This is a genomic window from Bradyrhizobium sp. CSA207 (genome assembly GCF_029051685.1).
Lineage (GTDB): Bacteria > Pseudomonadota > Alphaproteobacteria > Rhizobiales > Xanthobacteraceae > Bradyrhizobium.
Genome location: NZ_JAACFT010000009.1, coordinates 109,434 through 131,984 on the forward strand (window position 1 = coordinate 109,434; position 22,551 = coordinate 131,984).

18 protein-coding genes and 1 pseudogene are annotated in these 22,551 nt (G+C 65.4%); 6 read left to right on the forward strand and 13 right to left on the reverse strand.

What is annotated here, in order from left to right:
* Window positions 1-12: 12 nt before the first annotated feature.
* The 6 genes from rimI to murJ form a co-directional block, all read right to left on the reverse strand.
* Window positions 13-498: a ribosomal protein S18-alanine N-acetyltransferase gene (rimI, locus tag GWG65_RS12355; protein ID WP_275195841.1), complete on the reverse strand. Its 486-nt coding sequence runs from the start codon at window positions 496-498 to the stop codon at window positions 13-15.
* The gene (gene tsaB, locus GWG65_RS12360; protein ID WP_275195842.1) at window positions 495-1,190 is read right to left on the reverse strand and encodes a tRNA (adenosine(37)-N6)-threonylcarbamoyltransferase complex dimerization subunit type 1 TsaB; all 696 of its coding nucleotides are present in this window, start codon (window positions 1,188-1,190) and stop codon (window positions 495-497) included. Before tsaB ends, rimI begins: the two co-directional genes overlap by 4 nt.
* A 162-nt stretch (window positions 1,191-1,352) precedes the next feature.
* Window positions 1,353-1,922, reverse strand: a complete 570-nt coding sequence (locus GWG65_RS12365; protein WP_275195843.1) for a NifU family protein — start codon at window positions 1,920-1,922, stop codon at window positions 1,353-1,355.
* Window positions 1,923-2,220: 298 nt separating this feature from the next.
* Entirely contained in the window at window positions 2,221-2,715 is a 495-nt protein-coding gene (locus GWG65_RS12370; protein WP_275195844.1) for a universal stress protein, read from the reverse strand.
* Between the two features lie 98 nt (window positions 2,716-2,813).
* Window positions 2,814-3,866, reverse strand: coding sequence for a tryptophan--tRNA ligase (gene trpS, locus GWG65_RS12375; RefSeq protein WP_275195845.1), 1,053 nt, complete (start codon window positions 3,864-3,866; stop codon window positions 2,814-2,816).
* A 221-nt stretch (window positions 3,867-4,087) separates the two neighbouring features.
* Window positions 4,088-5,623, reverse strand: a complete 1,536-nt coding sequence (gene murJ / locus GWG65_RS12380; RefSeq protein ID WP_275195945.1) for a murein biosynthesis integral membrane protein MurJ — start codon at window positions 5,621-5,623, stop codon at window positions 4,088-4,090.
* A gap of 124 nt (window positions 5,624-5,747) precedes the next feature.
* Here murJ and GWG65_RS12385 point away from each other — a divergent pair, with 124 nt between their 5' ends.
* Complete coding sequence (locus GWG65_RS12385; RefSeq protein WP_275195846.1) at window positions 5,748-6,749, forward strand: adenosine kinase; 1,002 nt, start codon at window positions 5,748-5,750, stop codon at window positions 6,747-6,749.
* Between the two features lie 255 nt (window positions 6,750-7,004).
* Here GWG65_RS12385 and GWG65_RS12390 read toward each other — a convergent pair whose 3' ends face one another.
* Complete coding sequence (locus GWG65_RS12390) at window positions 7,005-8,198, reverse strand: serine hydrolase domain-containing protein (protein WP_275195847.1); 1,194 nt, start codon at window positions 8,196-8,198, stop codon at window positions 7,005-7,007.
* A gap of 345 nt (window positions 8,199-8,543) precedes the next feature.
* On the opposite strand from GWG65_RS12390, the gene GWG65_RS12395 reads away from it, so the two are divergent.
* Both GWG65_RS12395 and GWG65_RS12400 read left to right on the forward strand, forming a co-directional pair.
* Window positions 8,544-8,864 carry a hypothetical protein gene (locus GWG65_RS12395; protein ID WP_275195848.1) on the forward strand — a complete coding sequence of 107 codons (321 nt, stop codon included), beginning with the start codon at window positions 8,544-8,546 and terminating at the stop codon, window positions 8,862-8,864.
* Between the two features lie 109 nt (window positions 8,865-8,973).
* Complete coding sequence (locus GWG65_RS12400) at window positions 8,974-10,467, forward strand: NAD-dependent succinate-semialdehyde dehydrogenase (protein WP_275195849.1); 1,494 nt, start codon at window positions 8,974-8,976, stop codon at window positions 10,465-10,467.
* Window positions 10,468-10,572: 105 nt separating this feature from the next.
* Here GWG65_RS12400 and GWG65_RS12405 read toward each other — a convergent pair whose 3' ends face one another.
* The 3 genes from GWG65_RS12405 to GWG65_RS12415 form a co-directional block, all read right to left on the reverse strand.
* Window positions 10,573-12,783 (reverse strand): SulP family inorganic anion transporter, encoded by a 2,211-nt coding sequence (locus GWG65_RS12405; protein WP_275195850.1) that lies wholly within the window; start codon window positions 12,781-12,783, stop codon window positions 10,573-10,575.
* A gap of 241 nt (window positions 12,784-13,024) precedes the next feature.
* A complete protein-coding gene (locus GWG65_RS12410) occupies window positions 13,025-13,939 on the reverse strand; it encodes a phosphoribosylaminoimidazolesuccinocarboxamide synthase (protein WP_275195851.1) in 915 nt (304 codons plus the stop codon).
* A 77-nt stretch (window positions 13,940-14,016) separates the two neighbouring features.
* Window positions 14,017-14,934 (reverse strand): pirin family protein, encoded by a 918-nt coding sequence (locus GWG65_RS12415; protein ID WP_275195852.1) that lies wholly within the window; start codon window positions 14,932-14,934, stop codon window positions 14,017-14,019.
* Window positions 14,935-15,286: 352 nt separating this feature from the next.
* Here GWG65_RS12415 and GWG65_RS12420 point away from each other — a divergent pair, with 352 nt between their 5' ends.
* Both GWG65_RS12420 and GWG65_RS12425 read left to right on the forward strand, forming a co-directional pair.
* The gene (locus GWG65_RS12420; RefSeq protein WP_275195853.1) at window positions 15,287-16,351 is read left to right on the forward strand and encodes a helix-turn-helix domain-containing protein; all 1,065 of its coding nucleotides are present in this window, start codon (window positions 15,287-15,289) and stop codon (window positions 16,349-16,351) included.
* Window positions 16,352-16,498: 147 nt separating this feature from the next.
* A complete protein-coding gene (locus tag GWG65_RS12425) occupies window positions 16,499-17,926 on the forward strand; it encodes a serine hydrolase (protein WP_275195854.1) in 1,428 nt (475 codons plus the stop codon).
* A gap of 181 nt (window positions 17,927-18,107) precedes the next feature.
* On the opposite strand, the gene GWG65_RS12430 is transcribed toward GWG65_RS12425, so the two are convergent.
* The gene (locus GWG65_RS12430) at window positions 18,108-19,478 is read right to left on the reverse strand and encodes an MmgE/PrpD family protein (protein ID WP_275195855.1); all 1,371 of its coding nucleotides are present in this window, start codon (window positions 19,476-19,478) and stop codon (window positions 18,108-18,110) included.
* A gap of 122 nt (window positions 19,479-19,600) precedes the next feature.
* On the opposite strand from GWG65_RS12430, the gene GWG65_RS12435 reads away from it, so the two are divergent.
* Window positions 19,601-20,716, forward strand: coding sequence for an FUSC family protein (locus GWG65_RS12435; RefSeq protein ID WP_275195856.1), 1,116 nt, complete (start codon window positions 19,601-19,603; stop codon window positions 20,714-20,716).
* Here GWG65_RS12435 and GWG65_RS12440 read toward each other — a convergent pair.
* Both GWG65_RS12440 and GWG65_RS12445 read right to left on the reverse strand, forming a co-directional pair.
* A pseudogene (locus tag GWG65_RS12440) lies at window positions 20,717-21,015 on the reverse strand (DUF2867 domain-containing protein).
* Window positions 21,012-22,403: an MATE family efflux transporter gene (locus GWG65_RS12445; RefSeq protein WP_275195857.1), complete on the reverse strand. Its 1,392-nt coding sequence runs from the start codon at window positions 22,401-22,403 to the stop codon at window positions 21,012-21,014. The pseudogene GWG65_RS12440 and the gene GWG65_RS12445 overlap by 4 nt, the downstream one beginning before the upstream one ends.
* Window positions 22,404-22,551: the final 148 nt, after the last annotated feature.

Genomic DNA, 22,551 nt, shown 5'->3' on the forward strand with positions numbered 1-22,551 from the left:
GTGCCAACAATGTTACGACAAGTCACGTCGCATCAGAAGTGCGTTCAATTGTTCCCCGTTCGGCTGCTTATAGTAGCGTTCGCGGCGCCCGACCACCATGAATCCGGCCCGGTCGTAGAGCCGTCGCGCCGGCTGGTTGTTTTCCTCGACTTCCAGAAATATCGTGCGTACGCCGCGCCCTGCAAGGTGGCCGAGATGGGTCATCAGCAGCGTGCGGGACAGGCCGCGGCCGCGAAGGGCCGGGTCGACGGCAATGGAGAGGATTTCGGCTTCATCCGCGCCGATCCGCGACACTGCAAAGCCGACCGTCTTGCGGCCCAGGCGCAACCGATGCACCAGCGTGTTGCGCTCGCCGATCATGGTCTCGAACTCACCTTCGCCCCAGCCGCGCGCGAAGGATTCGCCGTGAAGCTGCGCCAGCCGCGCGGCGTCGCGCGCAGCAGCCGGCTCGACGGCGGCAGTGCCGCCGCGCCACCATTGCGACAACCATCTCATCATGGGGTCGCGGCTTGCGCTGCGCGTGGCGGCTGTGCTGCCGGCTTTGCATCGGGCGCGCGCAGATAAAACGGTCGCGCCGGCGTTGTTTCGGGATCGGCGGCCGCGCCGAGCCATGCGACCCAGCCGACGTCGGGCGCAGGCTGCGCGTCGACCGCAACCGGTTGCGGTGCGTCCTTTGGCCAGCGCTCGGCGAGGATATTTGCGGCATTGCCGACCAAATGCGGCGCGCCGAATTGCGAGGCCGCAATCGCCTCGTCGATGCTGGCCACGTTCGGCCGCACCAGCTGGCTGCCGTCGCCGGCGACGATCTGGAAATAGACGTGGTCGTGCCGCGCATCGATCGCCGAGATCACGGGCGTCGTTCCGCTCTGGCCGACGATGGCGGCAGCGTAGGCCGACAATGTCGTCAGCCCGACGGCCGGCCGTTTGGCCGCGAGCGCAAGGCCGCGTGCCGCCGAAATGCCGACGCGCAAGCCGGTGAAACTGCCGGGACCGACGGTGACGGCGATGCGGTCGAGCGAGGTGAAGGCCAGATTGGCTGATAGCATGACGCGCGCGATCATCGGCATCAGCGCCTCGGCGTGGCCGCGCTTCATCAGAAGCTGCTCCTGCGCAAGGAGTTCGCTGGCCTCGGTATCGAGCACGGCGGCCGCGCATGCTTCGAGCGCAGTATCGATGGCGAGGATCAGCATGGAACGATCATAGCATCATCCCGTCGTCATGGCCGGGCTTGACCCGGCCATCCACGACTTTGAGTCCCAAGAACGTGGATGCCCGGGACATCTAGCGCGAAGAACGCGCTTCGCGCTTTTGCCCGGGCATGACGGTGTTCAACTCGATCGTCGAACGCGCAATCACATCGGCCGGACTTCGACCACGTCGGGCACGAAATGCTTGAGCAGGTTCTGGATGCCGTGCTGGAGCGTTGCGGTCGATGACGGGCAGCCCGAGCAGGCGCCCTTCATGTTGAGATAGACAATGCCGTCCTTGAAGCCGCGGAAGGTGATGTCGCCGCCGTCATTGGCGACCGCCGGCCGCACGCGGGTCTCGATCAGGTCCTTGATCATGTCGACCGTCTCGGCATCGGCCTCGTCGAAGAACTCGTCCGCGTAGTCGAGGTCGCTATCGCTTGGCGCCGCGCCGTCGGCGAGCAGCGGCGCGCCGGACATGTAGTGCTCCATGATGGCGCCGAGAATCGCTGGCTTGAGCTGCTGCCATTCACCGCCCGCCTTGGTCACGGTGATGAAGTCGGAGCCATAGAATACGCCGGTGACGCCGGGCACCTCGAACAGCTTTTCGGCGAGCGGCGAGCGCGTGGCGGCTTCGCGGCTCGAAAACTCCATCGGGCCGCCGTCGGTCACGACGCGGCCGGGAATGAACTTGAGCGTGGCGGGATTGGGGGTGGCTTCGGTCTGAATGAACATGGCTTTCTCCGGACGTCGCCGGTTCAAGGCCGGCGCGCAGGCTATCCACTAGCAGATGGCGACGGGGAACGCACGGTCAAGGGGTGGCGGGAAATTCACCCATCACTTTCAGCGGGTTAGGCTCCTCTTACCCTCCCCTGGAGGGGGAGGGTCGATCGCGCGAAGCGCGAGCGGGGTGGGGTGATCTCTCCCCACGGGCAGCGTGAGAGGTGGAGAGACCTTCACCCCACCCCGTCTCATGTCTCGCTTCGCTCAACATGAGCCGACCCTCCCCCTCCAGGGGAGGGTAAAGAGCAAGCTACGACAGTGAATCCACGCTTTGGTCGCTCAGGGCGCCGGAAATAATCGTCACGGGAACGGGGAACGTGCCGAGCGCATGTGCGAGCAGTGTGACCAGCGGCCCCGGGCCCTCGGCGCCGGGATTGGCGGCCAACACCAGCATGGCGATGTCGGGATCCTCGTCGATCACCGCGAGCAGCTGTTCCATCGGCGCGCCTTCGCGGATCACCCGTTCCGGCGTAATCGCGGCAATGCCGTTGGCGCGGCCGGTGGCGCGGTCGAGCGCGGCGTTGGCCTCCTCATGCGCCTCGGCGCGCATGATGTCGGCGACCCCCAGCCATTGCTGGTTCTGGTCCTCGATCTCGATGATGCGCAGCATCACCACGCCGCCGCCGGCCCGGATCGCCCAGCGGCTGGCGTAATAGACCGCGCGATCCCATTCGGCAGTGTCGTCGACGATGACAAGGCATTTGGGCTTGTGACCCGGCTCGAAGCACTGTCGCTTGCTGGTCATGCATGTCCCGGCGTGAGCACGGCTGGCATGCTGCCACACTCCATCATGCTTTGGGAGAGGGAAGGTCGGCCGGCGCCCGGGGGTCGCGAACGCAACAATCAGCGCGGGCGGATGAAGCCGACGATGTCCTTGGAGAGCTTCATGGTCTCGTCGGCGATCGCGCGGGCCCGGTCGGCGCCGCCGTTCAGGATCGCGTCGATATGGCCGGGGTCGGCGACGAGGCGCTTCATCTCGCCGGCGATCGGCGAAAGCTTGGTGACGCACAGCTCCACCAGCGCGTTCTTGAAGCTGGAGAACTGGCCGCCGCCGAAATCGCGCAGCACCTCGGCCTTGGAGCGGCCGGAGAGCGCGGCGAAAATGCCGACGAGATTGTCGGCCTCGGGACGCGCTTCCAGACCCTTCTCTTCGATCGGCAGCGGTTCCGGATCGGTCTTCGCCTTGCGCACCTTCTGCGCGATGGTGTCGGCGTCGTCGGTCAGATTGATGCGCGAATTGTCCGATGCGTCCGACTTCGACATCTTCTTGGTGCCGTCGCGCAGGCTCATCACGCGCGTCGCGGGTCCCGTGATCAAGGGCTCCGGCAGCGGGAAGAACAGGCCGTCATTGGCGCCGTGGCCGCGGATCGAGTCGCCGAAATCATTGTTGAACTTCTGCGCGATGTCGCGCGAGAGCTCGAGATGCTGCTTCTGGTCCTCGCCGACTGGCACGTGGGTGGCGCGGTAAAGCAGGATGTCGGCGGCCATCAGCACGGGATAGTCGTACAGCCCGACCGAGGCGTTCTCGCGGTCTTTGCCGGCCTTCTCCTTGAACTGGGTCATGCGGTTGAGCCAGCCCATGCGCGCGACGCAGTTGAAGATCCAGGCGAGCTCGGCATGTCCCGAGACCTGGCTCTGGTTGAACACGATCTGCTTGTTCGGATCGATGCCGCTGGCGATGAACGCCGCGGTCACCTCGCGGGTGTTGCGCGCGAGCTCGGCCGGTCCGCCCCAGACGTCCAGCCCTTGCGTGATCGCATGCATGTCGACGACGCAATAGATGCAGTTGTGGGTTTCCTGCAGCTTCACGAAGTTGACGATCGCGCCGAGATAATTGCCGAGATGCAGATTGCCCGTCGGCTGGACGCCCGAAAAGACCCGTTCAACGAATGGCATGTTAAGCTTTCCTGGCAAGCTTTCCTGGAGGTAATCGGCCGTCGTTTCCAACAGCGGCGCAGCGTCGTCAAGTGTAATTCCACCTCTCCCATAGGGAGAGGTCGCGCCGAAGGCGCGGGTGAGGGGTTAGGCTACAACGAGAGACCGGGTCCCTCACCCGATTTGCTGTGCAAATCGACCTCTCCCGATGGGAGAGGTGAAGGGTCCCTCGACGAGCTACTCTAATGCCTCGGACGCTTCAGGGCGCTAACCGCCTCGCGCCAGGAGGCGACGCTGAGGATATGGAGGAGCAGGCCGTAGACGGCGATTCCCGCCGCGATCTGCAGGCCTAGCGCGATAAAGCGGATGACGCCGTAGCTGCCGGCAGGGATGAAGCCCGCGGTCAGCCAGAGCAGGGCGCCCATGACGGCTGCGGCGAGTACGATCCGCGGCAGCCTTTTGCGGGCGGCTGCGTCGACCGAGAAGCCGAACTCGGTGGTGCCCTTTCGCAGCAGGGCGAGCGCGCTGCTCCAGGCGCCCGCGGCGATGCTCGCGGCGATCCCGGTTGCGCCGAAAAAATGGCCGAGCAAGACCGCGAGCGCGACGGCGATCACAAATCCCTTGGCGGTTGCAAGCAGCGGCGTCATCGTATCGCTGCGGGCGTAGAAGGCCGGCGACAGCGCCTTGATTAGCACATGAGCCGGCAGGCCCAGCGCCAGCCATTTCAGCGCATGCGCGGTGGCTGCGCTGTCACCGGCACCGAAGGCGCCATGTTCGAACAACAGCCGCACGATCGGCTCGGCCAGCACGATCAGGCCGAGCGTGGCGGGCAGCGCCAGCCCGGTTGCAAGCTCCAGCGCACGCGATTCCGCATGCGCCACCGCGTTGCGGTCGCAGCTAGCCACCGCACGCGTCAGCTCCGGCACCAGCACGGTACCCATGGCGACACCGACGATGCCGAGCGGCAGCTCGATCAGGCGGTTGGCGAAATAGAGCCATGAGACCGCGGACGGCGTGGCCGAGGCGATGATCGCGCCGGCCACCATCAGCCATTGCGGACCCGAGCTCGCGATCATGCCGGGAACGGCCTTGGCGAAAAAGCCGCGCATCTCCTTGTCGAACGTCGCGCGCAGCGGCGTTGCCAGTCGCGCACTCCGCTGCGACAGCAGCATCAGGAGTTGCAGCAGGCCGGCGAGGCCGACGGTGGTAGCCAGCATCCACGCGGCGAAGACAGCGTCGGCGTGGCCGAACAGCAGTGCCGCGATCGCGGCGATCAGCGCGATGTTGAACAGCAGCGGCGAGAACGCCGTGAGCGCAAAGCGCCCCTGCGCGTTGAGCAGTCCCATCAGCACGGTGACCGGGCCGGCGAAGGCGAGATAGGGCAGCATCAGCCGCGCATTCTGAACGGCGAGATCGAGCGTGCCGCTACCAAGAAATCCGGGCGCAATGACCGTGATGATCAGCGGCATCAGGAGCGCAATGACGATCGAGATTCCGATCAGGGCCGCACTGACCGTGCCGAGCACGCGTCCTGCGAATGCCGCTGCGGCCTTCTCGCCACCGCGCTCGCGGATGCGCAGCCAGGCTGGGATCAGCGCCGCGTTCAGCGCTCCCTCGCTGAGCAGACGCCGCACCACGTTGACGAGCTGAAACGCCGCCAGAAACGCATCCGCCACAGCGCCGGTGCCCAGCAATGCGGCAATCATGGAATCGCGCGCAAAACCCAGTAGCCGCGAGGCCAGTGTTCCCGTAGATACCGTCAGGAAGGAGCGGATCATCTGGCGTAATAATACCGTTGCTTGCTCGGGCACGGCCGGTCGTGATAGGCCGCGGGCTACATTTTCAGGCCGACAGGAAGCGGATTTTCCGCGAGATCGCAATCGGGCAACGGGATCAAAGTGAATGGCTGACGTGAAATATGACGTTCTCGGCATCGGCAACGCGCTGTTCGACGTGCTGGTCCGGACCGACGAGGCCTTTCTCGCCCGGCACGGCATGACCAAGGGCAGCATGTCCCTGATCGACGAGGCCCGCGCCGCCGCCATCTACAAGGACATGGGTCCGGCCACTGAAGTCTCTGGCGGCTCGGCTGCCAACACCATTGTCGGCATTGGTAGTCTCGGTGCCCGCGCGGCCTATGTCGGCAAGGTCAAGGACGACCAGATCGGCAAGCTCTACGTCCATGACATCCGCGCCGCCGGCGTCGCCTTCAACACGCCCGCCGCCAAGGACGGCGCCGCCACCGGCTGCTCCTACATCCTGGTCACCGCGGACGGCGAGCGGACCATGAACACCTATCTCGGCGCCGCGCAAGATTTGTCGCCCGCCGACATCGACCCGGCCGAAATCGCCGGCGCCGGCATCGTCTATCTCGAGGGCTATCTCTGGGACCCCAAGAATGCCAAGGACGCTTTCGTCAAGGCCGCCAAGATCGCCCATGACGCAAAGCGCAAGGTGGCGCTGACGCTGTCGGATTCGTTCTGCGTCGATCGCTACCGCGACGAGTTTCTGGCGCTGATGCGCAACGGCACCGTCGACATCGTCTTCGCCAACGAATCCGAGCTGCACTCGCTCTACACCACTTCGGACTTCGATACCGCGCTCAAGCAGCTGCGCAACGACGTCAATCTCGGCGTGGTCACCCGCAGCGAGAAGGGCTGCATGGTGGTGTCGTCGGAAGACGCGGTCGCCGCGCCCGCGTTCCCGATTGCCCAGCTGGTCGACACCACCGGCGCCGGCGACCTCTTCGCCGCCGGCTTCCTGTTCGGCCTCGCACGTAACCTTGCGTACAAGCAGTGCGGTGAGCTCGGTGCGCTGGCGGCTGCCGAAGTGATCCAGCACATCGGCGCGCGCCCGCAAGTGTCGCTGAAGGAGCTCGCCGAGCAGCGCGGGCTGACGGGGTAGTCTCGTCTCTCTCCCGTCATTGCGAGCGAAGCGAAGCAATCCAGAGTCTTTCCGCGGAGACAGACTGGATTGCTTCGCTCCGCTCGCAATGACGATGTGGAGGCGGGTGCGCGCCTCACTCTCCGCTGTCATCGCCCGGCTTGACCGGGCGATCCAGTAATCCGAGACGGCAGAGGAATACGGAGAACCCGCGGCGTACTGGATTCCCCGCTTTCGCGGGGAATGACAGTCTTTGTGTGGTGAAAGACGGGGCCCTCACGCCGCCTTCTGCCCGCTCCCCGCATCGAGCCCGGCATACACCCCGCGCTCGAACCCAGCGAACGTCTCCAGGCACTTGGCGTCGACGAACGGCAACACCTGCATCAGGATCACGCCGGAAACATCGCGCGCCGGATCGATCCAGAAATAGGTGTTGGCGAGACCAGCCCAGGCGAGGCTGCCGGCGCTGCGGCCTTCCGCCGTCTTGGCGGTGTTGATCAGGAAGGAGAGCCCCCACTTCTTCACGATGTCGGGAAAGAGATCGACGTCGTTCGTGTACATGGGTGCCACCGTCGTCATCTTGCCAATGGTGAGATCGCCGATGTGGTTCTGGCCCATCAGAGCGACCGTCTCGGGCTTCAGCACCTGATTGCCGTTGCCGCGGCCCTTGTTCAGGATCATCTGGGTGAACTTGATGTAGTCGCCGGCAGTGCCGTAAAGGCCGCCGCCGCCCATATGGAATTCCGGACTCTGTTCGATCTCGAACGGGATCGGCGCCAGCGATCCATCCTCGCCGCGTGCATGCGTGGCGACCAGCCGCTGGCGCATGTTGTCGGTGATCTTGAAGCCGGTGTCATTCATGCCCAGCGGCGTGAACACGTGGTCGCGCAGATAAGCGTCGAGCCGCTGACCACTCACGGCTTCCACCGCCTTGCCGACGAAATCGATGTTGATGCCATATTCCCAGCGGGTGCCGGGATCAGACATGATCGGCGTCTTCAACGCGACGTTCTGGCAGGAGAAGATGTTCGGGGTTCCAGTCTTCTCCAGATATTGCGCGCAGTCGCCGTTCCATACGTTGTAAGCAAAGCCGGCGGTGTGGGTCATGAGCTGGCGCAGCGTGATCGGCCACTTGGCCGGCCGCAGCTTCGGCTCGCCATTGGCGTCGAAGCCTTCGAGCACCTGCGGCGAGGCGAGATCGGGCAGCACCGATCCGATCGGCGCATCCAGCGACAGCTTGCCTTGTTCGACCAGTTGCATCGCGCCTGTGGTCGTCACCGCCTTCGTCATCGATGCGATCCAGAACACGCTGTCCGTGGTCATCGCATCGGGCTTGGACAAATCGCGCTTGCCGAACGCGCCCTGGTAGAGCACTTCGCTGCCGCTGGCGGCAATCGCCACAACGCCGGGAATCTCTTTTGCGTCACTCTTCTTGCGCAGGACTTCGTCGATCTCTGCTTGGTTTTGCATACGCGTTTCCTCCGGTTTTATTATTGTTGGAAGTGATCGATTGTCCTCCCGCATGCTCCTCGCGGCAAGCACATCCACGTACCTGCGCCGGTCGCGATGTCGTGACTTGACGGTCCGTGCCTGACGCACGACGACAAGGCGACTGGACTGCAACACTTCGTCACAATCTGCGGTGGATGGCCGCACTTCGCGGTGACCCGGGATAGGCCGAGGCGATATGTTTCGAGCGCTTTCGAGCACTTGAAACATATTGTGCGTTGCGGCGTTCAGCACCCGGCCCAATCGCGCGGCCGACGTTAAGACTTGATGCAAATTTGGCGGTCATAGGCCGCGAGGGGACCCTTGATGATTTCGACCTGGAGCGAATGGAAGCGCTATCCCCGTCCCGGACGGGGCGAGAACCTCGAGGCGCCGATCGCGCCCGGCATCTACGAGGTCCGCATCACCGGCACCGGCGCACTCTATTCCTTCGGCGCCGTCGACAATCTGGCACAGGCGCTGGCACTGCTGCCGGTTGGCGCGAAATCTTGGTTCGGCCGCCGCGACACGTCCGACGCGCCCGATCTCGAATACCGCACCTGCGCAACCTCCTCGAAGGCCGACGCCAAGGTGGCCGCAGAACGCATGATCGGCCGGCGCGAGACCTATATGAGCGGCGCGGCCTGACGCCGGGCTCCCAAATTTCCTCATAGGCAGATGCGCGTTGCGGGACGGTGCATTGCGCGCCGCTTGTCCCTATATTCCGGCCGATCCGATCGTCCTAGGGAGTAACGCCATGACCCCGACCGCCGCCGCACGCGCTCAGCACACCACCGCCGCCCTGCGCGGCCGGTTGAAGGACCCGTCGCTGCTGAAGGAGGCCTGCTACATTGATGGCGCCTGGGTCGGTTCGCCGACGTTTGCCGTGAACAATCCGGCGACCGGCGTCGAGCTCGCAAAGGTGCCGCAGCTTTCGGCCGATGATGCCACCAGGGCCGTGGAGGCCGCCGAGCGCGCGTTCCCGGCCTGGGCCAAGCAGACCGCCAAGCAGCGCTCCAACATCCTGCGCAAATGGTTTGAGCTGATTATCGCCAACCGCGAGGACCTCGCGCTGATCCTCACCTCCGAGCAGGGCAAGCCGCTCAGCGAGGCGCTCGGCGAGGTCGACATCGGCGGCGCCTATGTCGAATTCTTCGCGGAGGAAGCGCGCCGCGTCTATGGCGAGACCATTCCGACCCAACGCCCCGATGCGCGCCTGCTCGCGATCAAGCAGCCGATCGGCGTCTGCGGCGCGATCACGCCGTGGAATTTCCCGAACTCGATGATCACGCGAAAAGTCTCGCCGGCGCTCGCGGCCGGCTGCACCGTGGTGCTCAAGCCCGCCAACGAAACGCCGTTGTCGGCGCTGGCGCTTGCGGTGCTGGCGGAGAAGGCCGGCGTGCCCAAGGGCGTGTTCAACATCATCACCGGTGATGCGCCGCCGATCGGCAAGGTGCTGTGCGAGCATCCGGCGGTGCGCTTCGTCGGCTTCACCGGCTCGACCGCCGTCGGCAAGATTCTCTACCAGCAGGCCTCCGTCGGCGTGAAGCGGCTCGGCCTCGAGCTCGGCGGCAATGCGCCGTTCGTGGTGTTCGACGACGCCGACATCGATGCGGCAGTCGAAGGCGCGATCGTCTCGAAATACCGCAACATGGGCCAGACCTGCGTCTGCGCCAACCGCCTCTACGCCCAGGACAAGATTTACGACGAGTTCGTGCAGAAGCTGTCGAAGAAAGTTGCCATGATGAAGATCGGCGACGGCACCGAGAGCGGCGTCACCCAGGGTCCGCTGATCAACATGAAAGCGATCGACAAGGTCGAACGCCACATCGCCGATGCGGTGAAGCGCGGCGCCAAAATCGTCACCGGCGGCAAGCGCAGCGAGCTCGGGCGCTCCTTCTTCGAGCCGACCGTGCTCGCCGAGGTCAAGCCGGATTCGCTGGTGGCGCAGGAGGAAACGTTTGGCCCGCTCGCGCCGGTGATCCGCTTCAAGGACGAAGCCGACGTCATTGCGATGTGCAACGCCTCGCCGTTCGGCCTCGCCTCCTACTTCTACGCCCGCGATCTCGGCCGCGTCTGGCGCGTCGCCGAAGCGCTGGAATCCGGCATGGTCGGCGTCAACACCGGCCTGATCACCACCGAAGTCGCGCCCTTCGGTGGCGTCAAGGAAAGCGGCCTGGGGCGCGAAGGCTCGCATCACGGCATGGAAGAGTATGTCGAGATCAAATACGTGATGATGGCGGGGGTGTAGGGCCGTAGTCTCGTAGCCCGGATGGAGCGAAAGCGTAATCCGGGGCCTCCGCGGCTCGTGGCAAAATCCCGGATTGCGCTTCGCTCCATCCGGGCTACGTCACCATCAGCGCCGCAGCACCGAGATCGTGCGGTTTGCAAATGTCAGCCGCTCGGCCATCACCGAGACGAAATACGTCAGCAGCTTGTGGCTGAGCGCGGGATCCTCGCTCTTGATCGCGTCGAACTGGTGCATGTTCAGCACATAGAGCACGCTGTCGACTTCGGCCTGGATGGTGGCGCTGCGCGGGGTCTGTGACACCAGCCCCATCTCGCCGATCGTGGTGTAGCGGCCGAGGCTGCGCACGCGGGTGGTGCGGTCGTCGTCGGCCGGGATCATGATGCCGACGCGGCCGTCGAGGATGAAGTGCATGGAATCGGCGGGATCGCCGGCCTGCACGATGATCTCGCCGGCCTCGACCTCGAGGCGCTGGCAGCGGCGGATCAGCTCGTCGGCGTCGTCCTCGCTGTCGAGCATCCCCGTGAACCAGTCGCGCAGGCTCGCTTCCTCCCGTGCCAGCTCCTGGTGCTGCGCGATGAGTTCGTTCTCGCACCACTCCAGCGCACGATCGAGCTCGGGAATGACGGTGACGCCTGCGCCGATGAAATCGCTGGAGCGCAGCACCTTCTCGGCCGCGGCTGACAGGTGCACCAGGATCAGCTCGACGCCGAGATCACCCGCGCTGCGTTTGATCTGGGCGAAACTGTAGGCGGCCGAGGAATCGACGCCGGTGACGAGCTTGAAGTCGAACAGCAGATAGCGGCACTCCGGGCGCTGCTGGAGCAGCAGCTTGACGTGCTGGAAGAGCCGGTTGGCGGAGCCGAAGAACAGGTAGCTCTGGAGATTGAGGCCCTGGATCTTGCCGCCATGGGCCAGCAGCACCTGCTGGTCGTCGCGCGAGCGGTCGAGCGAAGAGCGATATTCGGAACCGTCAAAGCTGTATTTGATCGATTCGACCCGCGCCGCGCTGAACGCGAAGGTCGCGCAGCCGATGACGACGCCGATCAGGATGCCGGGCACGAAGCCCCAGGCGACGATGATCGCGATGATGGCGACCAGCGACAGATATTCGAGCTTCGAGAGCCGCTTGCGCGACTCGATCAGCCATTTGTGCAGCTGGTCGGCGCCGAGATAGAGCAGCAGCCCGCCGAGCACGAATTTCGGCATGAAGCCGAGTAGCTCCGGTGCGACGGCGAGCATCAGCAGCGACATGGCTGCAACCGTGAGTCCGGACAGGCGCCCGCGGCCGCCGCTGGAGAAATTGAGGATCGAGCGGCTGACCGAGACACAGCCGGCATAGCCGGCGAGGGCGCCGGTCAGAATGTTGGCGGCGCCGGTGACGTTCAGCTCGCGCTCCAGATTGGCCTCGCGATGCACGGCGACTTCGATTCCCGTGGTATTGAACAGCGTGCTGGAGGCTGTGACGAAGATGACGGCGACCAGATTGCCGAGCAGGTCCGGTACTGCGGACCAGGGATAGCGGGCAAGATCCTCGGTGTGCCAGGGCAGCATGAACGCCGCCGGCGGCGGGGGCTGGAAGGTCCAGCCCATGGCGCGCGCCTCCTCCGGCGAGATGCCTGTGATCCAGAACGCCAGATGTGCCGTGAGCATGCCCCCGATCAGGATGATCGGCAGTCCGAACGGGCTGCGCGAACGGTGCCAGGTCAGGTACAGCACCAGCGCCATCACGCAGGCGGCGCCCAGTTCCGAAAGCGTGACGCCGTTGGTCAAGTGCAGCAGCGTGGCCAGCTGCACGGGATGATCGGTGATCACCCGGATCGCACCCAGCACAATCAAAAGCCCGGTGGCGCCGAGGAAGCCGCCGATCACCGGATATGGCACGTAGCGGATGGCGCGGCCCATCCGTGTCAGTCCCAATCCGCACAGCACTACCCCGGTCAGCACGGTCGACAGGCCAAGCGTGATCAGGACGGGCGGGAGCAGGGGTAAATGCGCCGCTTCGATGCGTTCGACCAGCGAGGCGGCCATGATGCCCGTCACCGCGGCGGTCGAGCTGTCGGGGCCGGCGACTGCAAAGGGCAGGGAGCTGCCAAGTCCGATGGTCGCCGCAAGCACCGCGGAGCTGATGAAGGTCGCGGCAATGCCGTAGGACAGAAAAGGCGACAGCGGGCCGGCGAAGATCAGCAGCGCATAGGACAGCCCGAAGGTGACGGTCAGGACGCTGGCGGCCCCTCCGCCCAAAATATCATTCAGCGCACGCTTGAGCGACGGATTGACCCCGGTAACCGGACCGAAGTCAATTGCTGGATCTGTCACGTCCTGACACTCGCTCATGAAAATTGCCGTCCCAGAGGTAGAGGACTGCGAGCCTAGCGCAAACAGGATTCTTTCAAGTGTGAAATTGCCGATAGTTTTCGGGGCGACCTCGGCAGCGATCTAGAGGGCCGGACCTCCCCACGTCATTGCGAGCGGAGCGAAGCAATCCAGGATCCCGCCGCGGAGACAGTCTGGACTGCTTCGCTGCGCTCGCAATGACGAAGTGAGGCGAGAGGCAAGCCTAAATCTTCAGCTCTTTCCCCGTCACCCGCCGATACGCTTCCAGATACCTCTTGCTGGTCGCCTCCACCACGCTTGCGGGCAATGGCGGCGGCGGGGCGTCGCCGTTCCAGCGGCCGGCGCGGCGCTCGACATCGAGATAGTCGCGCAGCGGCTGCTTGTCGAAGCTCGCCTGTGGCTGGCCGGGCCTGTAGGCGTCGACCGCCCAGAATCGCGATGAGTCCGGCGTCATCACCTCGTCGATCAGGATGATGCGTCCGTCCTTGTCGCGGCCGAATTCGAACTTGGTGTCCGCGATGATGATGCCCTGTTCGCGCGCCAGCTCCTCGCCCAGCGTATAGACCGCGCGCGTCATGCTCTCGAGCGTATAGGCAGTCTCGTCGCCGACGACCTCGCGCATCCGCGCGATGGTGATGTTCTCGTCATGGCCGGTCTCGGCCTTGGTCGCTGGACTGAAGATCGCCGGGTTCAGCTTCTCGCTCTCGACCAGCCCAGCCTTCAGCTTCTCGCCCGCGAGCGTGCCGTTTGCCGCATATTCCTTCCAGGCCGATCCGGAGAGATAGCCGCGGATCACGCATTCGATCGGAAACACGGTGGTGCGGCGGCAGAGCATGGCGCGGCCGAGAATCTCGGCGCGATGCGGCTTCAAGGCCGGCACGGCTGCGATGATCGCGTCGGTGTCGGCGCTGATCATGTGATGCGGCACCACGCCTTCGAGCTCGCCAAACCAGAACGCGCTCACTTGCGTCAGCACCGCGCCCTTCATCGGGATGGTCTCGCCCATCACGACGTCGAAGGCGCTGATGCGGTCGGTGGTGACGAGCAGCAGGCGGTCGTCGTCGACGGCGTAGATATCGCGGACCTTGCCGCGCCCGATCTTGGGCAGGGGCAGGTCGCTGGTGAGCATGGTGGTCATCGGAAAAACTTTCGCAGGCAGGCTTTCGCGCGGAAAATCCAGCCGCGCCGGACAGCGCGACCGGAAACCGGATTAGCCTATTCCGGCAGCGGAATGAACTCATGTTCCTGCGGAACCGCCGCAAAGCGGCCGGTTTTCCAGTCCTGCTTGGCCTGCTCGATCCGCTCTTTGCTGGAGGAGACGAAATTCCACCAGATGTGGCGCGGCCCTTCCAGCGCATCGCCGCCGAGAAACATCATCCGCGTGGCCTTCAGCGCCTTCACCGTGATGCGGTCGCCGGGCCGGAAGATCAGCAGCCGTGGCCCCTCATAGCGCTCGCCCGCGATCTCGACCTCGCCGTCGACGACGTAAATGGCGCGCTCCTCGTGATCAGGATCGAGCGGCACGCTTGCGCCCGCAACAGCCGTGACCTCGGTGTAGAACCAGGGCGACACCATCGCGACCGGCGAGGCGATGCCGAACGCGGAGCCCGCGATCACCCGCGCGGTGAAGTCGCGCTCCGAGATCATCGGCAAATCGCCCGCGCCGTAATGCTGGAACGACGGCGCGATCTCTTCCGAGCCGGCCGGCAGCGCGATCCAGCTTTGCAGTCCCAGCATCTTCTGGCCCGAGGCGCGCTGCGCATCCGGCGTGCGTTCGGAATGCGCGATGCCGCGGCCTGCCGTCATCAGGTTCATGGCGCCGGGCTGGATCTCCCGGACGTTGCCCTCGCTGTCGCGATGCATGATCGCGCCGTCGAACAGATAGGTGACGGTGGCAAGCCCGATATGCGGATGCGGCCGCACGTCCATGCCTTTGCCGGACATGAACTGGACCGGGCCGAAATGGTCGAAGAAGATGAAGGGACCGACCATCTGCCGCTTGCCATGCGGCAGCGCGCGCCGCACCTGAAATCCGTCGCCGAGATCGCGGGTGCGCGGCACGATGACGAGGTCGAGCGCATCGCAGGACATGGGATCGCCGAGCACCGGATCGTTGGAGGGTTGCCAGCTCATGGTAAAACTCCTTCTGAACTTCTTGGGCACGACCCTAGCAGGATTTGGCATCGCCGTCGCGGCAAAGCCCGCTTTCGGGTGGCAATAGCTCCACACGCTCCGCTGTCATCGTCTCGCTCCGGTGTCAGCCGCGAAGGCGGGGCATCCAGTACGCCGCGGCCTCTCGGCTTGCTCATTAGCCTCTCGGAGTACTGGATCGCCCGGTCAAGCCGGGCGACGACAGTTGTGGATGACAAGTTGAGGGTGTGCCTGATGAGGCGCCGCTCTCCGCTCGGTTCGGATGGTCCTTGAAAATGTCAGTGCGACGGAGGATGTTCGGCTTCTCTTCGCAGGCCGTTGCGCAATATTCGATATGACCCTCGCCGCCCTTGAACTCGCGTTCCGCTCAGCCGCCGTCGCGCTGCTACTGATGTTGGCTGCGTCATTGCTCGCGGATTTTCGCAACGTGCTGGCGGCCCGGCTCGGCGCCGCCTTCGCGCTCGGGTCGGCCGCGCATGCGGCAAGCTATTCCGTTGGCGTATCGTCTCTGGTCCCGGCCTGGCATGCGCCGCCGATCGCGCTGTCGACCGGCAATATCGTGGTGTTCTGGCTGTTCACGCGCGCGCTGTTTGACGACGATTTCTGCCTGCGCTGGTGGCATGGATTGATCTGGGGGCTGGTGACCGCCTTCAGCTTCATCGGGTGCCTCTGGATTGCACCGGGCGGGAACGTCCGTTTCTCCGTCACTATGGTCGATCTGATCGTGCTCGGCTTCATCGCGCTTGCCGTCGTGCAGACGATCGCCTCGTGGCCGGCCGATCTGGTCGAGAGCCGCCGCAATGTCCGCGTCTTCACCGTCTGCGCCGCTGCGCTCTATGGCGGGTTGAACGCGCTGCTCCAGATCTTTGTTGCCGGCCGTGATGTCGGCGGTCTCGCCGACACGATCAATGCCGGCGTGCTCGCCTGCATCGTCGCGGCCATCGCTTACGCCATGCTGCGGGTCGACGGCGCCGACCTGTTTCCAGTCGCCGCGGAGGCCGCTCCGGCGATCGAGCCGAGTCCGCCCGCTGCGGCCGAGGATGCTGCCGACCAAAAGCTGATCGATGCCTTGATGCGTTTGATGGCGGACGAGCGGATCTATCGCCACGAGAACATCACCATCGGCGTGCTGGCGGGCCGGCTGAAAATTCCGGAATACCGGCTGCGCCGGCTGATCAACCAGCGGCTCGGCTACCGCAACTTCAACGTCTTCCTGAACAACCACCGGATCGAGGAGGTCAAGGCCGCACTCGCCGATCCCGCCCAGGCCGCGGTGCCCGTCATCACCATCGCCATGGACGCCGGCTTCCAGTCGCTCGGCCCTTTCAACCGCGCCTTCAAGGCGGTCACAGGCGTGACGCCGACGGAGTATCGGCGGCTCAAGGTGAATGCGATCTGATCTCTAAGCCGCTGGAATAATTGGATAATTTTGGAATCGGCAAGCCTTTGCGAAGCTTCGGCGAGGTCGTTTTCCAAATCCGGCGAGCAGATCTCGCACGCATCCCGCTTCATCCCCGGCACACCTCGCCCAAGCCGGAGAAAGCCCGTGATCCGCCGCCGCAAGATCGTCCTCCTCACCACCGCCATCGCCTGTGCCGGCCTCGCGCTCGGCGCGGCGCGCGCCCGCGACGTGCCGAAGGTCGCTACCGGCTTCGTCGCCGACATCCTCTGCGCCGAGACGTTCGTCTCAAACCTCGACCCCCGGCGCAATTTCAGCGAGACCGCCGATGCGATGCCCGGCACCGGCCTGATCACCTGGGCGATGGACTACTGGGTCGACCGTGCGCGCAAGGACGTCACCGTGACATTGTTCGGCATCGGCCGCAGCCATGCCGTCTACCGCGAGGGGCTCGGCTGCACGCTCGATCATGGCGCGGCGCTCGCCGACGTGACACTGCCCGCGGATGACAGGCAGCCGGCGCTGCTGCCGGAGATCGCCGGCCCGTCGATCGTGTCGCCGCAAACTCCGCAACTGGCCGCCGGGCTCGACCGCGCCTTCACTGAACCCGCGCAGCCGCCCTTCCGCCGCACCCGCGCCGTCGTCGTCATGAAAGCTGGCCGCGTCATCGCTGAGCGCTATGCGGATGGCATTGGACTGGAAACGCCGCTGCTCGGCTTCTCCATGACGAAATCGGTGACCTCGGCGCTGATCGGCGTGCTGGTGCGCCAAGGCAAGCTGAAGCTCAATGGGCCCGCGCCGGTCGCCGCCTGGAAGGACCCGGATGATCCGCGCCATGCCATCACCGTCGATCAGCTGCTGCGTCACACCGCTGGCCTTGCCCTCGGCAGTTCGCTGCAGGCCTCGCTCGGCTCCGCCTTCGAGCCGGTCAATCGCATGAAGTTCATGAAAGGCGACATGGCCGCCTATGCCGAAAGCATGCCGCTCGAGACCGCGCCGGGCACCGCGTGGAATTATCACGACGGCAACCCCATCATCCTCTCGCATCTGATCCGCAACGCGACCGGTGGCAATCCGGCCGACGTACTTGCCTTCGCGCGCCGCGAACTTTTCGCGCCGCTCGGCATGCGCCACGTCACGCTTCAGCTTGACGGTGCCGGCACCGTGGAAGGATCGAGCGAGATGCTGGCCTCCGCGCGCGACTGGGCACGCTTCGCCCAGCTCTATCTCAATGACGGCATGGCCGGCGGCAAGCGCATCCTGCCGGAGGGATGGGTGCGTTACTCGGCCTCGGCAACGCCGCACGCATGGGTCGGCATCGGCGCCGGCTTCTGGACCAACCAAGGCGACGGCTTTGGCGCAACCTATCGCATCGAGCACGGCTGGCCGCGCGATGCGTTCTTTGCCAAGGGAACGATCGGGCAATATGCGATCGTGATTCCATCGGAGCGCCTGGTCATCGTCCGCCTGGGCCGTTCGCCCAACTGGCCGCCGGAAGCGGATGGCGTGTTTCAGCTCGTGCGGGATGTGGTGGCAGCAACGAGCGAGAAGGGGAAGATGGCGGGGACGGATTAGCGGCGTTCTTTCCCTTCTCCCCTTGTGGGAGAAGGTGGCGCGAAGCGCCGGATGAGGGGTCTCTATCCACCGATTCAATCGCTAGAGATTCATTCGCGGAGAGAGACCCCTCACCCGGCTCGCCGCTTCGCGGCGATCCACCCTCTCCCACAGGGGGCGAGGGTGCAGTGCCGATGCCGCGCTACTGCCTCCCCAGCTCCGTCGCCTTCGCCACGCGGTCGAACCGCTCGAGCGACATGATCGCATCCGCGAACTTCTCCGCCCGTGCATTCAGCACCGGCCGTGCCAAGGTCAAAAACTTCTGCTGCATCGCTTGCGCATCCGGGAAGGAGGTCGGCTCGCCGGAGGGATCGGCGTAGAGGCGCTCGTGCACGCCGTCATCGGTGGTGATGCTGACGCGCGCGCCGAACGGATGGGGGCGGCCGATCTCGAGCCGGTCGTCCTGCACCACGTCGAACTTGTCGGCGAGTGCGTCGATCGCGGCATCGCCGAGCCGGTCATAATCGTCCCAGCCGAAGCTGCCCTGATCGAGCGCGAGCGCGCCGGTGAAGAACATCGAGAACTGGCCGCCGACGATCGAGGTGGGATGGCGTTTGGTCGCGGCGTCGCCGGTCAGCGTGATGCCGTTGCGATGCAGGCCGATCTCGACGCGCTTGACCTGGTCGGGGGTCAGATTGTGCTCACGCCGCATCGCGATCAGCGCATCGATCGCGGCATGGGTGTAGCGGCAGCTCGGATACGGCTTGACGCCGATCTTCATGGTCTCATAGGTCTTGCCGAGCCCGGCGACGGCCTTGTCCGGATGTGCGTCGTCGGTATAGCCCGCGAGCAGACCGTGCTTGCCTTCGACCGATTCCGTCGCGCCGACGAAATCGTTGCGCGCCAGTGTCGCGGCGATCACGCCGTTCATCGCGGCGGCGCCGACCTGGTAGCGCTTGTTCCAGGCGCCGTTCACCAGAAATTGCAGCGAGCCTGCCGCCTGGCTGCCGGCAACGCCGAAGGCGGCGATGATCTGCTTCTCGGAGAGGCCGAACAGCTTGGCCGCTGCCGCCGCCGCGCCGTAGGTGCCTGCGGTCGCGGTCGGATGGAAGCCGCGGGCATAGTGTGAAGTCGGGTCGAGCGCATTGCCGAGGCGGCAGCAGACCTCGTAACCAGCGACGATCGCGGTCAGCACGTCGCGGCCGGAAGCGCCGACCATCTCGCCGAGGGCGAAGGTGGCGGGAACGACCGGCGCGCTCGGATGCAGCGAGGAATCGGCGTGGGTATCGTCGAAATCGAGGGAGTGGCCGAGCGCGCCGTTGAGCAGCGCCGCGACCGCCGGCGTCCAGGTCTTAGCATCGCCGAACACGGTGGACTCGCCCTTGGTGTCGAGCGCCAGCGCCTCCAGCATTTTCAGCAGCGACGGGGTGGATTCCGCCTCCCGCCTCGCCCGGATCGCGCTGCCGAGGAAATCCAGCGTCAGCACCTTGGCGCGATCCAGCACTTCTGCCGGAATATCCTGATATTTCAGGCTGGCGACATAGGCGGCGAGCGTTGCGGTTTCGTGGGCCATCGTGTTTCCTCGTTTTGGCGCGCAAGTTAGGCGGGCTGATTTGGCCTTTCAAGCGGCCTTGCGGTCGCGGGCATCAGCTATGCTGCCGGCATGGACGGGACCGGCGACCGGGACATTTGGTGATGACCCTCGCAAGACAGCTGTTCGACCGGATCCGGTCGCGGCGAACGCAGCTGGGACTGGCGATCCGCGTCACGGTGGCGGCGACCGCGGCCTACGCGATTGCCACTGCGCTGCATCTGTTGCTGCCGCTGTGGGCGGTGCTGACCTCGCTGATCGTGACCCAGATGAGCGTCGGGCGCTCGCTGAAGGCGACGCGCGATTACATGCTCGGCACCATCGGCGGCGCCATCTATGGCGGCGCCATCGCGATCCTGATCCCCTATTCCAGCGAGGTCGGGTTGCTGGGCCTGCTGGTGCTCTCGGTCGCTCCGCTCGCCTTCATCGCCGCGATCAATCCGAGCCTCAGCGCTGCCACCGTGACGGCCGTGATCGTGCTGCTGGTTCCGACCATGCATCATTCCGATCCCATGACCTCGGCGATCGATCGCGTCAGCGAGGTCGGGGTCGGCGCCATCACGGGATTGCTGGTCTCCTTCGTGGTGCTGCCGTCGCGCGCGGTGCGGCAGATCCGCGCCAGCGCGGCCAAGCTGCTCGAACTGATCGCGGAGGCCTTCACCGAACTGCTCGCAGGGCTCACGCGCGGGCGCGACAACGACGCGCTGCACGGGATCCAGGACGGCATCGGCACAGCGATGGTCGGCCTCAACGCTATCGGCGCCGAGGCCGAACGCGAGCGCGCAGCGCGTCTGTCGAGCGGCCCCGACACCGGCCCGCTGCTGCGAACGATTTTGCGGCTGCGCCATGATGTCGTGATGATCGGCCGCGCCACCGTGGTGCCGCTGCCGGCCGACGTGCAGATCAGGCTCGCCGCGCCGCTGGCAGAGGTCAGCGCGGCGATTACGCGCTTCCTGCGGTCGGGAGCGGAAGCGCTTCGGGCCGGAGCCGGCGCGCCGCCGATCCATCCCGTGCATGTCGCGCTCCAGCATTACGCCGAAGCAGTCGCCGCCGTGCGCCAGGACGGCCTGATCCGCGGCCAGCCCAGCGATACCGCCGAACGCTTTTTTGCGATCGGATTCTCGCTGGAGCAGATGCACCAGAATCTCTGCGATCTCGATCGGGTCGTCGGCGAATGGTCGGAGGCCGCCGCCGACAAGCCCGCGCGGGTTGCCGATTGATTATCGGGCCGGCTCCACGATGCGTCCCATCATGCCGCGCACCACGAGCTTGTGGAAGGGCATGATCAGCGTGAGGTAGCTTCGCCCGAGGTCTTCAGCCCGAACGGCGTCACCATAAGATTGCGCAGGCGCACCAGCACATCGACCCAGCGCGGTCCGTGCAGCACCATGCGGGTGCAGGCCTGCCGCGCATCGAGGCTGGCGGTGCCGATCTCGACGCGAAAGGCGTCGATGAACTGCGCGCCAGCGAGCACAGCATTCGCGTCGACATTTGGGGTAACTTCGTGGACGGAGCTCATCCGCCCAGTTTGCGCGCCAACATCCGAAACCGCAAGATCAGCAGCCCGGCATAGATAAACGTCCCGATCGACAGCCCGATCCAGACGCCGACGGCACCAAGTCCGGCGTGAAAGGCCAGCACCCAGGCAATCGGGAACGCGATGCACCAATAGCCGATGGCGGCAAACACCAGCGTCATCCGCGTGTCATTGATGCCGCGCAGCGCGCCGCCCATGATGGTCTGGAGCCCGTCGGCGATGAAGAAGGTCGCGCCGACCAGGAGCAGCATTGCCGTCAGCTCGACGGTAGCCGCGCTGGATTCGCCGCTGCCGAAGAACAGCCGGCCCAGCGCGTAGCGGCCGAGCACGATTGCGATCGTGAGAGCGGACACCAGCGCGATCCCGAGCACGGCGGCGACGAGACCCGCGCGCTTCACCGCGAGCGGGTCGCCGCTGCCGAAGGCGTGGCCGACCCGCACGGTCGCGGCCATGCCGATGCCGAGCGGAACCATGAATAGTACGGCCGTGACCTGGAGCGCGATCTGGTGCGCTGCCAGCGCGGTAGTCGAGATCAGCCCCATCAGCAGCGCAGCCGACGAGAACAGGCCATACTCCATCAGCAGGGACAGCGAGATCGGGGCGCCGATCATGACGAGCTCGCGCATCAACGGCCAGTCGATCCGCCAGAGATGGGCAAGCGGACGATAATCGGCGAACGGCTTTCGCAAGCCGACAATGGTGATCGCGGCAGCGAAGGTGCCGGCATTGACCAGCGTGGTTGCAACGCCGGCGCCGAGCAGGCCGAGCTCCGGAAGGCCGAACAGTCCGTGGATCAGGACATAAACCAGCGCGGCATTGGCGGGGATCGCCGCGAGCGTGATCCACAGCGGCGCCAGCGGCCGGTTCACCGCGCTCATCATGCTGCGCAGTGCGACGAAGCCCAGCGCCGGCGCGATGCCCCAGGCCAGCCCGTTCAGATAGTGTTGGGCAAGGCTTGCGGAATGTGGCGCCTGTCCGAGCGCCAGCAGGATCTGCTCGCCATAAAGCGGCGAGGCCATCATCGGCAGCGAGATCAGCAGCGCGACCCACAAGCCGGCCCGCAAGGCGTGTCGAAGCCGCTTGACGTCGCCGGCCCCAAACGCCTGCGCCGCCAGCGGCGACACAGCCACCACGAGCCCGAGCCCGAACGTGAAGCTGACGAAATAAACCGTATGCGCCAGCGCGGCGGCCGCCACCGCGTCCTCGCCGAGCCGGCCGATCAGCGCGAGATCGGTCGTCATCATCGCGATCTGTCCGAGCTGCGTCAGCATCATCGGCACGGCCAGCCGCAGCGTCTCGGCGAATTCATCGGCGAGACGGTTGGCCTGCACGCCTTGCGGCTGCGAACGAGGCTTGACGGTGTCGAGCATGGCCGGTCAATAACACAGCCACACGTCGAAAGCATGGCCCGGCTTTTTCCCTCTCCCCTTGTGGGAGAGGGTGGCTCGCAGCTTAGCGGCGAGACGGGTGAGGGGTCTCTCTCCGCGCGTAAATCTCTTGCAATGGATTCGCGGAGGC

What these genes read in the sequence shown, in the direction of transcription:
- rimI (WP_275195841.1), bottom strand. Translation starts at nt 498, where the DNA reads ATGATGAGATGGTTGTCGCAATGGTGGCGCGGCGGCACTGCCGCCGTC.
- tsaB (WP_275195842.1), bottom strand. Translation starts at nt 1,190, where the DNA reads ATGCTGATCCTCGCCATCGATACTGCGCTCGAAGCATGCGCGGCCGCC.
- GWG65_RS12365 (WP_275195843.1), bottom strand. Translation starts at nt 1,922, where the DNA reads ATGTTCATTCAGACCGAAGCCACCCCCAATCCCGCCACGCTCAAGTTC.
- GWG65_RS12370 (WP_275195844.1), bottom strand. Translation starts at nt 2,715, where the DNA reads ATGACCAGCAAGCGACAGTGCTTCGAGCCGGGTCACAAGCCCAAATGC.
- trpS (WP_275195845.1), bottom strand. Translation starts at nt 3,866, where the DNA reads ATGCCATTCGTTGAACGGGTCTTTTCGGGCGTCCAGCCGACGGGCAAT.
- murJ (WP_275195945.1), bottom strand. Translation starts at nt 5,623, where the DNA reads ATGATCCGCTCCTTCCTGACGGTATCTACGGGAACACTGGCCTCGCGG.
- GWG65_RS12385 (WP_275195846.1), top strand. Translation starts at nt 5,748, where the DNA reads ATGGCTGACGTGAAATATGACGTTCTCGGCATCGGCAACGCGCTGTTC.
- GWG65_RS12390 (WP_275195847.1), bottom strand. Translation starts at nt 8,198, where the DNA reads ATGCAAAACCAAGCAGAGATCGACGAAGTCCTGCGCAAGAAGAGTGAC.
- GWG65_RS12395 (WP_275195848.1), top strand. Translation starts at nt 8,544, where the DNA reads ATGATTTCGACCTGGAGCGAATGGAAGCGCTATCCCCGTCCCGGACGG.
- GWG65_RS12400 (WP_275195849.1), top strand. Translation starts at nt 8,974, where the DNA reads ATGACCCCGACCGCCGCCGCACGCGCTCAGCACACCACCGCCGCCCTG.
- GWG65_RS12410 (WP_275195851.1), bottom strand. Translation starts at nt 13,939, where the DNA reads ATGACCACCATGCTCACCAGCGACCTGCCCCTGCCCAAGATCGGGCGC.
- GWG65_RS12415 (WP_275195852.1), bottom strand. Translation starts at nt 14,934, where the DNA reads ATGAGCTGGCAACCCTCCAACGATCCGGTGCTCGGCGATCCCATGTCC.
- GWG65_RS12420 (WP_275195853.1), top strand. Translation starts at nt 15,287, where the DNA reads ATGACCCTCGCCGCCCTTGAACTCGCGTTCCGCTCAGCCGCCGTCGCG.
- GWG65_RS12430 (WP_275195855.1), bottom strand. Translation starts at nt 19,478, where the DNA reads ATGGCCCACGAAACCGCAACGCTCGCCGCCTATGTCGCCAGCCTGAAA.
- GWG65_RS12435 (WP_275195856.1), top strand. Translation starts at nt 19,601, where the DNA reads ATGACCCTCGCAAGACAGCTGTTCGACCGGATCCGGTCGCGGCGAACG.
- GWG65_RS12445 (WP_275195857.1), bottom strand. Translation starts at nt 22,403, where the DNA reads ATGCTCGACACCGTCAAGCCTCGTTCGCAGCCGCAAGGCGTGCAGGCC.